This is a genomic window from Labrys sp. E2SS-1L (assembly GCF_057073705.1).
On the sequence record NZ_CP172712.1, the window covers coordinates 2,889,296 to 2,904,455 of the forward strand.

General features: G+C 64.0%; 15 protein-coding genes and 1 tRNA gene. 6 read left to right on the forward strand and 10 right to left on the reverse strand.

What is annotated here, in order from left to right; genetic code table 11:
* Positions 1–96: 96 nt before the first annotated feature.
* Positions 97–1,530, reverse strand: coding sequence for an MFS transporter (locus ACIGJE_RS13305; protein WP_415083664.1), 1,434 nt, complete (start codon positions 1,528–1,530; stop codon positions 97–99).
* A 122-nt stretch (positions 1,531–1,652) separates the two neighbouring features.
* Between ACIGJE_RS13305 and soxR the strand changes: the two genes are divergently transcribed.
* Positions 1,653–2,096, forward strand: a complete 444-nt coding sequence (soxR, locus tag ACIGJE_RS13310) for a redox-sensitive transcriptional activator SoxR (RefSeq protein ID WP_394309790.1) — start codon at positions 1,653–1,655, stop codon at positions 2,094–2,096.
* A gap of 6 nt (positions 2,097–2,102) precedes the next feature.
* Here soxR and ACIGJE_RS13315 read toward each other — a convergent pair whose 3' ends face one another.
* On the reverse strand, positions 2,103–2,519 hold the full coding sequence (locus ACIGJE_RS13315; RefSeq protein WP_367625686.1) for a VOC family protein: 417 nt from the start codon (positions 2,517–2,519) through the stop codon (positions 2,103–2,105).
* 203 nt (positions 2,520–2,722) lie between these two features.
* Between ACIGJE_RS13315 and ACIGJE_RS13320 the strand changes: the two genes are divergently transcribed.
* Positions 2,723–3,190: an N-acetyltransferase family protein gene (locus tag ACIGJE_RS13320; RefSeq protein WP_483677648.1), complete on the forward strand. Its 468-nt coding sequence runs from the start codon at positions 2,723–2,725 to the stop codon at positions 3,188–3,190.
* Positions 3,191–3,194: 4 nt separating this feature from the next.
* Here ACIGJE_RS13320 and ACIGJE_RS13325 read toward each other — a convergent pair whose 3' ends face one another.
* The 4 genes from ACIGJE_RS13325 to ACIGJE_RS13340 all read right to left on the reverse strand — a co-directional run bounded on the left by ACIGJE_RS13325 (position 3,195) and on the right by ACIGJE_RS13340 (position 5,815).
* Complete coding sequence (locus tag ACIGJE_RS13325; protein WP_415083659.1) at positions 3,195–3,866, reverse strand: amino acid ABC transporter permease; 672 nt, start codon at positions 3,864–3,866, stop codon at positions 3,195–3,197.
* 20 nt (positions 3,867–3,886) lie between these two features.
* Positions 3,887–4,696: a transporter substrate-binding domain-containing protein gene (locus tag ACIGJE_RS13330; RefSeq protein WP_483677650.1), complete on the reverse strand. Its 810-nt coding sequence runs from the start codon at positions 4,694–4,696 to the stop codon at positions 3,887–3,889.
* Between the two features lie 112 nt (positions 4,697–4,808).
* The gene (locus ACIGJE_RS13335; RefSeq protein WP_311933066.1) at positions 4,809–5,141 is read right to left on the reverse strand and encodes a GYD domain-containing protein; all 333 of its coding nucleotides are present in this window, start codon (positions 5,139–5,141) and stop codon (positions 4,809–4,811) included.
* Positions 5,141–5,815: a cysteine hydrolase family protein gene (locus ACIGJE_RS13340; RefSeq protein ID WP_483677651.1), complete on the reverse strand. Its 675-nt coding sequence runs from the start codon at positions 5,813–5,815 to the stop codon at positions 5,141–5,143. Before ACIGJE_RS13340 ends, ACIGJE_RS13335 begins: the two co-directional genes overlap by 1 nt.
* Before the next feature lie 110 nt (positions 5,816–5,925).
* Here ACIGJE_RS13340 and ACIGJE_RS13345 point away from each other — a divergent pair, with 110 nt between their 5' ends.
* Positions 5,926–6,816, forward strand: a complete 891-nt coding sequence (locus ACIGJE_RS13345; protein ID WP_246683724.1) for a LysR family transcriptional regulator — start codon at positions 5,926–5,928, stop codon at positions 6,814–6,816.
* Between the two features lie 12 nt (positions 6,817–6,828).
* On the opposite strand, the gene ACIGJE_RS13350 is transcribed toward ACIGJE_RS13345, so the two are convergent.
* From ACIGJE_RS13350 to ACIGJE_RS13365, 4 genes are all read right to left on the reverse strand, one after another.
* Entirely contained in the window at positions 6,829–7,587 is a 759-nt protein-coding gene (locus ACIGJE_RS13350) for a YbaY family lipoprotein (protein ID WP_483677653.1), read from the reverse strand.
* A 122-nt stretch (positions 7,588–7,709) separates the two neighbouring features.
* On the reverse strand, positions 7,710–9,332 hold the full coding sequence (locus tag ACIGJE_RS13355) for an ABC-F family ATP-binding cassette domain-containing protein (protein WP_483677655.1): 1,623 nt from the start codon (positions 9,330–9,332) through the stop codon (positions 7,710–7,712).
* A 170-nt stretch (positions 9,333–9,502) separates the two neighbouring features.
* Positions 9,503–9,579: transfer RNA gene (locus tag ACIGJE_RS13360), tRNA-Arg, on the reverse strand.
* 85 nt (positions 9,580–9,664) lie between these two features.
* The gene (locus ACIGJE_RS13365; protein ID WP_311933059.1) at positions 9,665–10,108 is read right to left on the reverse strand and encodes an HlyU family transcriptional regulator; all 444 of its coding nucleotides are present in this window, start codon (positions 10,106–10,108) and stop codon (positions 9,665–9,667) included.
* Between the two features lie 51 nt (positions 10,109–10,159).
* Here ACIGJE_RS13365 and ACIGJE_RS13370 point away from each other — a divergent pair, with 51 nt between their 5' ends.
* The 3 genes from ACIGJE_RS13370 (at position 10,160) to ACIGJE_RS13380 (ending at position 15,101) form a co-directional block, all read left to right on the forward strand.
* Complete coding sequence (locus ACIGJE_RS13370) at positions 10,160–10,402, forward strand: hypothetical protein (protein ID WP_311933057.1); 243 nt, start codon at positions 10,160–10,162, stop codon at positions 10,400–10,402.
* 363 nt (positions 10,403–10,765) lie between these two features.
* The gene (locus ACIGJE_RS13375) at positions 10,766–11,917 is read left to right on the forward strand and encodes an efflux RND transporter periplasmic adaptor subunit (RefSeq protein ID WP_483677658.1); all 1,152 of its coding nucleotides are present in this window, start codon (positions 10,766–10,768) and stop codon (positions 11,915–11,917) included.
* Between the two features lie 10 nt (positions 11,918–11,927).
* Positions 11,928–15,101, forward strand: coding sequence for an efflux RND transporter permease subunit (locus tag ACIGJE_RS13380; RefSeq protein ID WP_311933055.1), 3,174 nt, complete (start codon positions 11,928–11,930; stop codon positions 15,099–15,101).
* Positions 15,102–15,160: the final 59 nt, after the last annotated feature.

Here is a 15,160-nt window from a genome sequence, read left to right on the forward strand (position 1 = left end):
TCCCATGTGGGAAGGACAAGTTACCATTTGGGCGAATGATCGCGCAGATTGGCGCTGCGGGGCCGCAAGTAGTCGGCAGCCGTAGCAAAGATGGTCTTACGCAGGGCATTCTTGCACCTTTTCCGCTTCCCTGAACAAATGCGGCGCCAGTTTCAGTGCCGCAAAGACCCCCGGCAGGGCGATCAGAATGGCCAACGCGAACACGGCCAGCATGGCTTCCTGCAATTGCGGACCCGTGGTGGCGGAACCTGCGCCATTGGCGTTGGCCACGAAGCCGAGCACCGCGGCCCCGATGGCATAGGCGGCCGATTGCAGGGTGGGCAGCAGGGCCGAGGTGCGGTTGCGTTCCTCCGCCGGTGAGGCCTCCATCAGCCCCTGGCTGAGATAGCCCCAGCTCGCGCCGAAGCCCGCCCCGATCAGGACCTGGCCGCCGACGAGCAGTGCGATGTCGGCGCGCCAGAGCGCGACGATGATGGCGATGAGGCCCAGCACCAGGAACAGCGGGCCCAGACAGATCAGCCGGCGGCGGATCTGCTGCGAGCCTACGCTCGCCACCGCGATGGCGACCAGGCTCCAGAACACGGCCATTACCGCGTTGAGCGCGCCCGCCAGCGTGGCGCCGTAGCCCCAGAGATGCTGGATCAGGTAGACGAGATAGACCGAGGCCGCCGAATGGGCCATCGGCATCAGGAAGACGATCCACAGGCCGAGGCCGATGGGCTTGTCGAGCCGAAAGGCGTCCTTGGGGAAGAGCCGCGCCGGCGAACGCCGGTCGCTGTAGACGGCACCGACATAGAAAAGTGCGGCCAGCACCAGCAGCAGCATGGCGGTGCCGGTGCCGCCGGCCACGTCCGCGATCATCACCGCGGCCATGCCAGCCCCGATCGCACCGAGCTGGACGAGGGGAAGCGCTGCCGCCTCCTGTCGGGCTCCATGCGGCACTACTTTGAGGACCAGGACGATGAAGATCAGCGACAGCGGTACATTGACCAGGAAGGCGGCCCGCCAGGACACGGTCTCGCTGATGATGCCGGCGATGGCCGGGCCGCCGAAGGCCGCCGCTGCCCAGACCATCGCCTCGGCGCCGAACACCCTGGGTACCAGGCGCGAGGGAAAGATTTCCGGGATCAGGGCATAGCAGACCGCGGCGATCAGGCCTTCGCCGAAGCCCTGCAGGGCGCGTCCCACCAGCAGCACGGCCATGGCGGGAGCAAAGCCCGCAAGCAGGGTGCCGGCCGTGAACAGCAGAGCTGCCCCGATCAGTGCCGCCCGTGCGCCATGGCGACCCTTGGCCAGCGCCGCAATCGAGCCGCCGAGAATGGCAAAGATCAGATAGAGGCTGACAGACCAGGCGATCAGCGAGGCACCGCCAAGCTCGTCGATCGCCGAGGGTAGGGCGGTCGAGACCAGGAAGCTGTTGAAGGCGAACAGGGCAACGCCAAGGCAGAGCGTGGCTGTCGCGCCGGCATAACGGCCGACCGCGATCTCGCGCCAATGGGCTTGGGTTCCCGTCCCGACCTGCGTGTCCATCCTCGGCTCCAACTCGCAACATCCATCTCGAACAAGGTCCGATGTCACTTCGGCATCGCGACTTCGTCTGGCCTACAACCTCTACTTAAGTTAAGGTCAAGCGGTTTTTTGGGAGACGATCCATGGCTGAACTGAGCGTCGGCGACCTTGCTCATCGCAGCGGCGTGTCGGTGACGGCGCTGCATTTCTACGAGCGCAAGGGGCTGATCCGCAGCCGGCGCAGCCAGGGCAATCAGCGGCGTTACGACCGGGCTGTGCTGCGCCGCGTCGCCCTGATCAAGGTGGCGCAGGAGCTCGGCTTCTCGCTGGCGGAGATCCGGGCGCGCCTCGCCGAGCTTCCCGACAATCGTCCGCCCTCACGCAGCGATTGGGAAAGGCTCGCCACGCACTGGGCCGACGAGCTCGACCACCGCATCGCCCTGATGCAGAACCTGCGCAACGAGCTGACCGGCTGCATCGGCTGCGGCTGCCTGTCGATGGAGCGCTGCACCCTGCTCAACACCGACGACCGGCTCGCCGATGCGGGCAGCGGGCCGATCCGGCTGATGCAGGAGGCTGGAGAATGATGCGGCTCAGGCGGGAGCCTCGAACGGCAGGTTGATCTGCCAGGAGACGCCGAAACGGTCGGCGACCCAGCCGAACCGGCGGCTGAATCCATAGTCGTCGAGAGCCATGAAGACGGTGCCGTCCTGGGACAGGGCCGCGAAGAGGCGATCGAGGTCCTCATTCGTTTCGCAGTCGATGAAGAACGAAAAGGACGGCGTGAAGGTGAAATTGTGCTGCACGGGGCTGTCGATGCACATTACGCTCTGGCCGGCGATGCTGAAGCGTGCCTTCTTGATCGAGCCCGGCAGCCCCATCTCGCCGGCGCCATAACGCTCGACGTCGAGGATCTCGCCGTCGGGAAACAGGGAAACATAGAGGTTCATGGCGGCATCCGCCTGGCCTTGTCCCTGGAACATCAGGAAAGGCTGGACCGTCAGTTTCATCGGCATTTCCTCCAAAAGGAGCGATCCTCGTCATTTCAGCGTCTATTCGGCGCCAGCCGGCACTTCCTTCCACGGTGACGTGGCGAGAATGTGGGCCGATCAGCTCTCCGCGTACAGGGCGCAGGAACCGCAGAGAATCGGGGTAAGGCAGCGTGAAGCGCAAGAGCCCGCATCGGGCAGGCGTGCAATCGGGACGGATGGCAATGGATGTCGTTGTGATCAGGCTGGGCGGCGAGGCGGACAAGCCGGCGCTGAAGGCGATCCTCAAGGATACGTTCGACAGCACCTGGCGGCCCAACATCACGCCGGCAGCCGTCGAGCGCTATCTGATCTCCGGCGTTGCCGACCGCTTCATCGACGAGCACGGGCTGGAATGCCTGGTTGCCGAGATCGATGGCGAGGTGGCGGGCTTCATTCGCTGGGAAGGTGATTTCATCGATGCCCTGCATGTCCATTCCCGTCATGCCCGCAAGGGACTCGGACAGCGGCTGATGGAAGGAGCGGAGGCCGCGATCGTGGCGGCCGGGTTTGCACAGGTGCGCCTCGAAACCGATACCTTCAACCAGGCAAGCCAGGCCTTCTACCACTCGCGCGGCTATCGCGAGGCCGGACGCTATCCTGACGAGGAATGGCAGAGTGGGCTGACCACCATTCTCTTCGTCAAGCCGTGAGGCTTCACTGCAGGCGGCGCGCGATGATCGATTGCGCCAGCATGAACAGCGAGACGATGGCGAGATAATAGATCAAGGCGGCGCAATACCATTCGACGAAGCGGAAGGAGGCTGCGATGGCGTCGTTCACCACCGCCATGATCTCGCGCAGCGAAATGACATAGGCGAGCGAGGTCACCTTCAGGAGGTTGATGAACTCGTTGACCAAAGCGGGCAGCGAGACACGCAGGGCTTGCGGCAGGATCACCAAGCGGAAGGCTTGCAGCCGCGTGAGGCCGAGAGCCGTCGCCGCTTCGCCCTGTCCCGCACCGATCGAGCGCAGAGCTCCCTTCATGATCTCCGCCATATAGGCGGCAGTGACCAGAGTGAAGGAGATTGCGGCCGCCACGAAGGGCGTGAACCAGCCGGCCTTGAGCAGAAAGGGCATCAACTGCGGCGAGCCGTTCCACACCAGGAGCAGCACCAGGATGAGCGGGGCGGCGCGGAACACCCAGACATAGAACTGCGCCGAGCCATTGCGTATCGCCTTGCGTGAATTCAGGCACAGCGCCAGCGGCAGGCAGACGAAGAACGAGACGGCGAAGACGATGACGGACAGGACCAGGGCGATGGCCGCGCCCTGCAGCATGGCCGGGTTGGTCAGTGCCGTCAGGAGGAGGGCCGGATCGAAGGACATGTCGACGCTGCCGCTTCCGGCTACTTGTCGTAGTCGACGTCGAAGACAGCAGACTTGAGGCCGTATTTCTGGGCGAGAGCGGTGAAGAAGCCGTCATCGCGCAGCTTCCTCAGGGCGTCGCGCACCACTGCCTGGTCGCCGTCCTTGCGACGCATATAGATGCCGTAGGTGAAGTCGGACTGCCATGTATAGGCGATCTGGAGCGTGTCCCTGGCGTCGGCGACCCGGAACGCGCCCTCGGCCTCCTCGGTCAGCGTCGCATCGACCCGACCCACTATCACCTGCTGGTAGGCGGCCTGCTGGGTCGGGTAATTGTGGATAGTGACTGGGGCCTTGCCGGCGGCTTCGAGCGTCTTGTTGAGGGGATCCAGGCGCTCTTCCTTGTAATAGGTGCCAGCCTCCAGCGCGACATTGAGGCCGCTGAGATCGTCCGGCTTGCCGATGGCGCCGTTTCCGGCCTTGGTCACCAGCACGGTGGCCGATTTCATGTAACGCACGCCGTCATAGGTCTTGCGGCGCTCGTCATTGACATAGATGCCGCTGATGATCAGGCCGCAGCGTCCCGAGCCGAGCGTCGGCAGGAGGCCCGAAAAGTCGGTGACGGTGTAGGTCGTGCTGGCACCCCAGGCCTTGGCCAATGCCTCGGCGATCTCGACGTCGATGCCGACAGGCGTCAGGTCACCGGGCGAGCGCTTGTAGGTCAAGGGTGGAAACGCTGCGGTAGTGCAAATATTGAGCGATCCGTCCGAGACGAAGCTCGGCTGCTCTGCGAGTGCCGCAGTACTGGCGAGCGTCGCCAGCGCGACCATGGTCACGAATTTTGCTGTCATGACTGGTTCCCTTGGAGCAAAGGCGTGTTCATGGCTGAACGCCGGCACGCTCCGACTCATGTTTCGACGTGTCTTTGTGATTCTTGGCGGCTCCGTCACGCCGCAAAGCGCTTCAGGTTCCCAGGGTGTCCGTTGCCTGGATGCGTCCGATGATCCCGCCATAGGCTTGTGTGTCGAAGGCCGGGAGAATGAGCGGATCGACATGCCCGTCGCGACGCGCGGTGAGCACATATTGCATCATCGCCTCAACGCTCGGCATCTCGAAGACCTGGACGAAGTCGTAGGCGCCGAGCACGGCGTAGAAGGCGATGGAACGGCCGCCGAGCGCGGCGACACGCTCCTCGCTGAGCTGCCGCCGCCCGGCGCTGTCGGCAAGCTCGGCCAGCCCCTTGGCTGTCAGGCGCATCAGGGAAATGTAGCGCTGGGGTGCGCCGCGATCCGGCATCACGCGCCGGCCCTCGGCAGCTTGGCGAGGCCGGCCAGCACCGCGGCCGAATTCGTCAGGGCGCCGAAGATGCCGTTCTCCACCGTCACCATGTGCAGCGCCGCCTCATGGGCGCGCTGGTCGCCGCTGGCGCAGGCATCGGCGATGGTCAGGCACTGGAAGTTGCGGTCGCAGGCCTCGCGCAAGGTGGTGTGGACGCACACATCGGTGGTGCAGCCCGAAAAGAGCAGATGGGTGATGCCCTGGGCCCGCAGCACGTGCTCGAAATCAGTATAGGTGAAGGCGCCGTTGCAAGTCTTGTCGACGATGATGTCCTCGGGGCGCACCTCGATGTCGGAGACGATCTCGAAGCCCGGGCCCGAGCGCAGCAGAACCTGCGTGCCGTCGAGGCCGGCGCGGCTGCGACGCCATTTTTCGTAAGGGGTCATGTCCGCCATGTCACCGCGATAGCCCTGGCGGGTGTGGATGATGCGGATGCCGACGGCGCGGGCGGCGTCAATCAGCTGGTTGACCGTCGGCAGGATGGCCCGAAGCGGGCTGGGATCATAGCCCTGCCTGGCGAAATAGCCGGTCGGCGAAAGGAAGTCCTCCTGCAGGTCGATGACAACAAGCGCCGTGCTGCGCGGATCGAGCCGGCCATCATAGGGATAATCGAATGGTGTTGCCTTGATCATCGGGGTGCTCCCTTTCGCTTTCCTGGATAGCACCCGAAATCGTTCTCAAAAAACGATTTGTTTTAACCAAAATTGTTCTATTAAATTCATCAATTATCCTGCGAGGCACCGTGGCCCGGCCCCTGGTCTATCTGCAATATCTTCCGGCCTTCGAGGCGACGGCCCGGCTGGCCAGCCTTCGCCGGGCGGCGGAGGAGCTCAATCTCAGCCCGAGCGCGGTCTCGCTGCAACTCAAGAAGCTCGGCGAAGCGACGGGGATCGTCCTGTTCGAAAGGGCAGGGCGCAACATTGCGCTGACGCCGGCTGGCCGCGATTTTGCCCAGGCAGTCGCCGTCAGCCTTGGCCAGCTCGATGCGGCGGCGCGCGACTGCCGCAGCCGGGGCGCAGCAACCCCACAGCAGAGCCTGGCACTGTCCCTGCCGACTGCGCTCGGGGTCGCCTGGCTGAGTGCGGTGGCGGTGGAGTTTGCGGAAAACCGCAACATCGCCAACCTGGCCATCAACGAGGCGATAACCGCCGCCGAGGTGGATTGGCAGGCCAGCGATGTCGCCATCGTTTATGATAATCCACCTTTTCCAGGACGGTATTGGCGCCTGCTCAGCGAGGTGCGGCTGCGGACAGTATGCGCCCCGACCCTGTTTCCGAGGCTTGACCTGCAGCACCGCGAGCGCAAGCTCAACGGTATCACGCTGCTGCACGAGGATCGCGGCGAGGAATGGGCGCGTTGGGGCGTGGCGGCGCGGGTCAATCTGCAAGGCAGCGCCAGCGTGCGCGTGGCTTCGGTGGCGCAGGCGGTTGCCTCCGCCGTGCAGGGGCAGGGGCTGGCGCTGGTCTCGGACGTGCTCACGCGCAATTTGCTGCGCGAGGGCCGGTTGATCCAGCCCTTCGCCACCTCGATCAACGCCGCGGCGGCCTACTATATCCTCTGCCCCGTCGACCGGGCGGAGGAGCCGCTCCTGCAGGCGCTGATGGAGCGGCTTGTCGAGCGCGTCGGGTCGTAAGAGCCGGGGCGGCTACATGCGGGCGAGCAGGAGGATCCGGCGTCCCCTGGCATCGAGGAGCAGCAGCTTGTTGCGGGCGGTATCGATGCGCCAGCTGCGGGCGGCCTGCAGGGCTTTGAGAAACTTGCCTTCCTGGTCCATGATGGCGGGAGGGCAGGCCATCTGGGTGCTGACGATCTGCCCGAAGCGGATGCGCGAGCCCTTGATCACGGCACTACCGCCCATGCCGTTGCAGCCGCCGCGGCCGGAGACTTTGCCGTCGGCGGCGATTTCGAGCACGCTTTGGGCATCGTCGACCACGCCGCGGCCATTGATGTCCTCGGCCAGCCAACGTCCGCTCGGACCGGTCGGGCCGGCTTCGGCCTCCTGCCCCACACGATCGACCTGGATGTCACCATTCACCGGCTCGCCCGCGGTGACGGCATGGTGAGTGGTGTTGAGAAACCAGAGCCGGCCATTGACGCTGATGCGCGCCTCCATGGCATAGCGGCCCGACGGTTTGAGCACCCTGTCGTCATAGCGCAGGCGATAGGGAATGGGCACCTGCCTGCCGGATCGGACCGATGTCCGCGCCAGCGTTCGGGCTGGGGCGTCTGCCAGGGAGACGTCGACGAGCTTGACTTCGACCACAGTCGTAGGAGGCAAGGCGATGCGCTCGCGATAGCTGACCGTACCGGCGAGGGTGCGCTGCCTTGCGAACGCCTCGCTTGCGGGAAGCATCAGGCCGACCAGGGCGCAGGCTACAGCGAGAGGTCGCCAGCGATTGATCATCGGGTATCACTCCTTCAAAGGCGAGGGGCACAGCACAGGCCAGACCAGACCACGGATTTCTCTGGCCAGCCTACCAGCTTGACGCGCCGTTCACACCCTTGGCGGGAATGGGAAGACCCGGCTTAGCTATGAAGCCCCGGTGCCTCATGCCCGGTGCGGGCGACATATTCGGTGTAGCCGCCGCCATATTGATGGATGCCCTCTGGCGTCAGTTCCAGCACGCGGTTGGAGAGCGCTGCGAGGAAGCGCCTGTCATGCGAGACGAACAGCATCGAGCCCTCATATTGCGACAGGGCCGCGATGAGCATCTCCTTGGTGGCCAGATCGAGATGGTTGGTGGGCTCGTCCAGCACCAGGAAGTTCGGCGGATCATAGAGCATCTTGGCCATCACCAGCCGGGCCTTTTCACCACCTGACAGGAAGCGGCATTTCTTCTCGATGTCATCGCCCGAAAAGCCGAAGCAGCCGGCGAGAGTCCGCAGCGAGCCCTGGCCCGCCTGGGGAAAAGCATCCTCCAGTGTCTCGTAGATGCTGCGATCGCCGTCGAGCAGGTCCATGGCATGCTGGGCGAAATAGCCCATCTTGACGCTGCCGCCCTGGACGACCGTGCCCTTGTCGGGGTCGGCAGTGCCGGCGACGAGCTTGAGCAGGGTCGACTTGCCGGCGCCGTTGATGCCCATCACGCACCAGCGCTCCTTGCGGCGGACCTGGAAGGTGAGGCCCTCATAGATGCTGCGATCGCCATAAGCCTTGTGGACTTCCTTCAGGCTGACCACGTCGTCGCCCGAGCGGGGCGCGGGCTGGAACTCGAAGGCGATGCTCTGGCGGCGACGCGGCGGCTCGATCTTGTCGATCTTCTCCAGCTTCTTCACCCGGCTCTGCACCTGCGCTGCATGGGAGGCGCGGGCCTTGAAGCGCTCGATGAACTTGATTTCCTTGGCCAGCATGGCCTGCTGGCGTTCGAACTGGGCCTGCTGCTGCTTTTCGTTGAGGGCGCGCTGCTGCTCGTAGAATTCGTAGTCGCCCGAATAGCTGGTCAGCGTGCCGCCGTCGATTTCCACCACCTTGGAGACGATGCGGTTCATGAACTCGCGATCATGCGAGGTCATCAGGAGGGCGCCTTCATAACCCTTGAGGAACTCTTCCAGCCAGATCAGGCTCTCGATGTCGAGATGGTTGCTCGGCTCGTCGAGCAGCATCGCGTCGGGGCGCATCAACAGGATGCGGGCCAGCGCCACACGCATCTTCCAGCCGCCGGAGAGAGCCCCGACATCGCCGTCCATCATGCTTTCGCTGAAGCTGAGACCGGCCAGCACCTCGCGGGCACGCCCTTCGAGCGCATAGCCGCCCAGTTCCTCGAAGCGCCCTTGCACCTCGCCATAGCGCTCGATGATCGCGTCCATGTTGTCGGCCTGGTCCGGATCGGCCATCGCGGCTTCGAGTTCCTTCAACTCGGCCGCGACTTCGCTGACCGGCCCTGCGCCGTTCATCACCTCGGCGACCGCGCTGTGGCCGGCCATCTCACCGACATCCTGGTTGAAATAGCCGATGGTCACGCCGCGATCGACCGAGACGCGGCCTTCATCGGTCTCCTCCTCGCCGGTGATCATGCGAAACAGCGTGGACTTGCCGGCGCCGTTGGGGCCGACGAGCCCGACCTTCTCGCCCTTCTGCAGGGTGGCCGAAGCCTCGATGAAGAGAATCTGGTTGCCGTTCTGCTTGGAGATGTTTTCGAGGCGGATCATGATGCGGTGCGGTCAATGAATAGGGAACCCCGCTCTTACGCGATGCCGGGATTTTGAGGAAGCCTCCAATGTCCGGAGAAGGAAGGACAGATCAGTCATTCCTCGCAGGCATGGGACGGCACTTAAGCTCATGCCCACAAATAACTGACAATGTGAAGGAAAGGAGAGAATGGCGCGCCCGAAAGGATTCGAACCTCTGACCCTCAGATTCGTAGTCTGATGCTCTATCCAGCTGAGCTACGGGCGCGCTGGGAAGCGACCGGCGCTTCCATGGGCGGTCTGATAACCAAGCGAAGCGGGGGATGCAAGCCCCCCTCGCGCTTTTTTTCACATTATCGAAACAAACCCTCGCCCTGCTCGTCGATCAACTGCTTGCCCTTGGTCAGGGAAAACTGCACGGCATCGTCCAAACTGGCGAAACGATCGGCCCGAATGAACTTATGGCTCTTGAGTTCGCCGCCGATCTCTTTTTCCACATAGCCGCAGGTCTGATACTGGCCTCCCTCCTTGTAGGGGGCCGGACGCACGGTGAATCCGTTGTATTCCTCGCCGTCGCCCTTGGGGGCGGGCTCACCATCCGATTCGCGTTTGCCTCCGAACAGAGAGGAGAGGGATTTAAGGAAGGAGGCCACGGCAAAGTCCCAGTCTGATTGATCAAGGCCCGCACGATAGCCGCATTGACGCCTGTCGCCAATGGGCGCATGTTCCGCCCGGTTGTGGGAGGACGAGCTTTCGCGCAGGGGCTGCGGGGATTTGCTCCAGCCGGCGTGCTTCACTAGAATTTGCCGGCCGCTACGAGATGCGGCAGCGATTCCTGGGACACAGACATGAACAAGCTCATTCTCGCCAGCATGATCGTGATGGGTGGGTTCTATGCTGGGACAGGTACGGGACAGGCGGCCTCCCGCCCTCAAGGCGAGCGCTACGCCGACAATGCCAGGCTCGAATGCATCCTGCCCTGGTACCGCTTCTTTGGTGCCTGCGACGAAGCAATCCAGGATCCGCCCGATGGCAAGAACGGGCATGCCTGGGAGTATCGCAGCCACCGACATCGCGGCTGGCGTCGCTAAAGCCTTACGCCGTAAACAGGATTCCGGTTCTCAGCGAGGACGGCCCGCCGGTGGGAATCCTCGAAGCTGGCCTCGATGCCAAGCCCGGGGGCGCCTCTTCGGAGCGCGGGGGCGCATTTTTTTCCGCATCGCTTTTCATCCAGTGGCCTTGAAATTGCCGCGGGAAGACCAAAATCTAGGAACCCCACAAGACGGCGGGGAGCCGCGGGGATTTCATTTTCAGTTTTGCCGGACAAGGGAGCCGGCATCGGGATTGTCGACGGACCCGGCAGACGGGCGCGTCGGTATGCCTGGTGCCGATTTTCGCTAACTTATTGATTTTTCACCAGGGTCCATAAAGGGGCAGCGATGCGTGAAGGTAAGATGATACTAGATGGTTTGCATGGCCGCGATGCCCTCATCGGCACCCTGCTGGCCTTGGGGCTCTCGACGGCGGCGATCGCCCAGAATGCACCGCCACCCCCGGTTTCCGTCGCCAAGCCGGTGGTGAAGGACGTCGTCGAATATGACGATTTCATCGGCCGCTTCGAAGCGGTAGACCGCGTGGACGTCCGAGCTCGGGTCTCGGGCTATGTCGACAAGATCCATTTCATCGACGGTGCCATCGTCAAGGCGGGAGATCCGCTCTTCACCATCGACCAGCGCCCCTATCAGGCCGCCCTCGAGGAGGCGCAGGCTGGCGTCGAGGCAGCCAAGGCGCGGGTGGATTTCGCCGCGGGCGACGTCAGCCGGGCCGAGAATCTGCGTAAGTCCGGCAACATCACCGGCCAGATCTACGACGAGCGTACCCAGACCCTTGCGACGGCCAAGGCCGACCTCAACCGGGCGCAGGCAACCTTGAACCGCGCCAAGCTCGACCTGCAATTCACCGAGATCAAGGCACCGATCGGTGGCCGCATGTCGCGCCGGCTGGTCTCGCTCGGCAATCTCGTCAACGCAAACGAGACCGTCCTCACCAATGTGGTGTCGATGGATCCGATCAATTTCTATTTCGACGTCGACGAGCGCTCCTATCTCGCCTACCAGAAGCTCTCGACCGGGTCGTTGCGCGTCTCCAGCGACGGCAATCTCAACGAGGTCCTGGTCGCCACCTCCAACGAGCGCGAGCCCATCCACAAGGGCCATATGGACTTCACCGACAACCGCCTGGACGCCGCCAGCGGCACCATGCGGGCCCGCGCCGTGTTCGAGAACAAGGACCTGGCTCTGGTGCCCGGCCTGTTCGGCCGCATCCGCATTCTCGGTTCCGACAAATACAAGGGCGTGCTGGTGCCCGAGGACGCGCTCGGTTCCGACCAGGATCGGCGTGTCGTCTATGTCGTCGGTGCCGACAACACGATTGCGCTGAAGCCGGTGCGTGTCGGCTCGCGCGTGGACGGCTACCGCGTCATCCGCGAAGGGCTGAAGGGTGACGAGACCATCGTCGTCAATGGGCTGATGCGGGTGAGACCGGGTATCAAGGTCGATCCCAAGCTGACGACCTTGCCGGCGACCGCCGTCGCAGCCGCCAACTGAGAGAGCGGTCATGCGGTTTGCCCATTTCTTCGTCGATCGGCCGATCTTTGCTTCGGTTTTGGCGGTCGTGATCACCCTTGTCGGCGCCATCGCCTTTCTCGGCCTGCCGGTTGCGCAATATCCCGAGATCGCACCACCCACCATCGTGGTGCGCGCCAGCTATCCCGGCGCCAATGCCCAGACCGTTGCTGCCACGGTGGCGACGCCTTTGGAGCAGCAGATCAACGGCGTGGAGAACATGCTCTACATGTCCTCCTATGCCTCCAACGACGGCTCGATGTCGCTGACCATCACCTTCAAGCTCGGTACGGATCTCGATACCGCGCAGGTGCTGGTGCAGAACCGGGTGGCCATCGCGACGCCCCGTTTGCCCGACGATGTCAGGCGCCTCGGCGTCACCACGCTGAAGTCCTCGCCCGACCTGATGATGGTCATCCACATGTTCTCGCCGGATGACCGCTACGATCAGCTCTACGTCTCCAACTACGCCCGCAACAATGTACGCGACGACCTCCTGCGTCTCGATGGCGTCGGCGATCTCACCATCTTCGGCGAGCGCCAGTACAGCCTGCGCGTCTGGCTCGATCCGGACAAGCTGGCCAGCTATGGCCTGACCTCGTCCGACGTGGTCAAGGCTATCCAGGCCCAGAACGTCCAGGTTTCCAGCGGCGCCATCGGCCAGGAGCCGACCAGTTCGGGCGGGGCCTTCCAGGTTACCATCAACACGCAGGGGCGCTTCCAGGACGTCGCCCAGTTCCGGCGCGTGATCGTGCGCTCGACCCCGGACGGACAACTCGTCCGGGTCCAGGACGTGGCGCGCGTCGAACTCGGCGCCCAGGATTATGTCACCAATTCCTATCTCAATGGCAAGCCGGCGGTAGCGTTGGCGATCTTCCAGCGCCCGAACACCAATGCGCTGCAGGCCGCCGACGAAATCATCAAGAAGATGGAGGAGCTCAAGCAGTCCTTCCCGCCCGGCATCGCCTATTCGATCGTCTACAATCCCACCCAGTTCATCGCGGAATCGGTCAATGCCGTCTACCACACCCTCGGCGAGGCGGTGGTGCTGGTGGTGGTGGTGATCATCATCTTCCTGCAGAGCTGGCGCACGGCGCTCATCCCGGTGATCGCCATTCCGATCTCGCTGATCGGCACCTGTGCGATCATGGCCATCTTCGGCTTTTCGCTCAATACGCTGACCCTGTTCGGCATGGTGCTGGCGATCGGTATCGTGGTCGACGACGCCATCGTGGTGGTGGAGAATGTCGAGCGCAACATCAGCCTGGGCATGTCGCCGCGCGATGCGGCGCATGAGACCATGGACGAGGTCGGCACGGCGGTGATCGCCATCGCCCTGGTGCTGGGCGCGGTCTTCATTCCCACCGCCTTCATTCCTGGGATATCGGGCCAGTTCTATCGGCAGTTCGCGCTGACGATCGCGGTCTCGACTTTCCTTTCCGCCTTTGTCTCGCTCACACTGTCGCCGGCGCTTGCCGCGATCCTGCTCAAGCCGCACAGCCATGAGCCGCCGCGCAATCCCCTGACGAGGCTCGGCAAGAGCTTGGCCGGTGGCTTCAACCGCGGCTTCGACGGCCTGTCCAATGGCTATGCCTCCAGCGTCAATCGTGTCGTCAGGCGCAAGCTCGTCATGTGGCCGATCTATGCGGGGCTGCTGGCCGGTACGGTCTGGGCGGTGCAGAAGGTGCCGCAGGGCTTCATCCCGACGCTCGACCAGGGCTATGCCATCGTGGTGGTGCAGCTGCCGGACGGTGCCGCGCTTTCGCGCACCGATGCCGTCACCCGTCGGGTCTCGGAAATCGCGCGGGCAACGCCCGGTGCGCAGGATGCCGTCGCCTTTGCCGGCTTCTCTGGCGCGACCTTCACCAATGCCACCAATTCGGCTGCGATCTTCGTGCCGTTCAAGCCTTTCGAAGAGCGTCTCAAGGAAGGGCTGACGGCCGACAAGATCATCAAGGACCTGTTCGGCCGCATGCAGGTGATCGAGGAGGCCTTCATCATCGCCATCCCGCCGCCCCCGGTGCGTGGTATCGGCAATGCCGGCGGCTTCAAGCTGCAGGTGCAGGAGCGGTTGGGCTCGGACATCCAGCGCATCCTTGCTTCGACCTATGAGATGATGGGCAAGGCGCGCCAGAATCCGAAGCTGTCGGGCGTGTTCACCACCTTCTCGGCCAACTCGCCGCAGCTCTTCCTCAATATCGACCGGCAGAAGGCCGAGATCCTGAACGTGCCGATCACCAACATCTTCGACACGCTGCAGCAGAATCTCGGCACGGCCTATGTCAATGACTTCAATGCGTTCGGGCGCGTCTACCAGGTGCAGGCGCAGGCCGACCAGCGCTTCCGCAACGATCCCGAACAGATCGGGGGCCTGCGCGTACGCTCGGCGTCGGGGGCCCTGGTGCCGCTCGGCACGCTGGTGGAGGTGAAGGAGGTCTCCGGCCCGCAGTTGATCCAGCGCTACAACATGTACCCGTCCGTGCCACTGCAGGGCAATGCCGGGCCGGGCGTGTCCACGGCCCAGGCCCTGGACGAGATGGAGGCCCTGGCCAAGGCAACCTTGCCGCAGGGCACCAGCTTCCAATGGACGGACCTGGCCTTCCAGGAGCGGGCGACCGGCAATACCGCGATCTTCATCTTCGCCCTGTCGGTGCTGTTCGTCTTCCTGGTGCTGGCCGCCCAGTATGAAAGCTGGTCGCTGCCGCTCGCCATCATCCTGATCGTGCCGATGGCCGTGCTCTCGGCGCTGCTCGGCGTGATGGCGCGGGGCATGGACAACAACATCCTCACCCAGATCGGCCTGATCGTGCTGGTGGGCCTGGCCGCCAAGAACGCCATCCTGATCGTGGAGTTCGCGCGCGAGGCCGAGGCGCGGGATGGCAAGAGCCCGATCGAAGCGGTGGTGGAGGCCTGCCGCCTGCGCCTGCGCCCGATCCTGATGACGGCCTTCGCCTTCATCCTGGGCGTGGTGCCGCTGCTGATCGCCACCGGCCCCGGCGCCGAAATGCGCCAGGCTCTCGGCACCGCCGTGTTCTTCGGCATGCTGGGCGTCACCTTCTTCGGCCTGTTCCTGACGCCGGTGTTCTACGTCACCATGCGCCTGATCGCGCCCGGCAGGAAGAAGAAGGAGGTCAAGCCGGCGGAGGTTGCGCCGGCTGCGGAGTAGCGCCTCTTCGGAGCGCGGACTTCCAGTCCGCTCTTGGAAGCAACATCCTACGAAAAAAG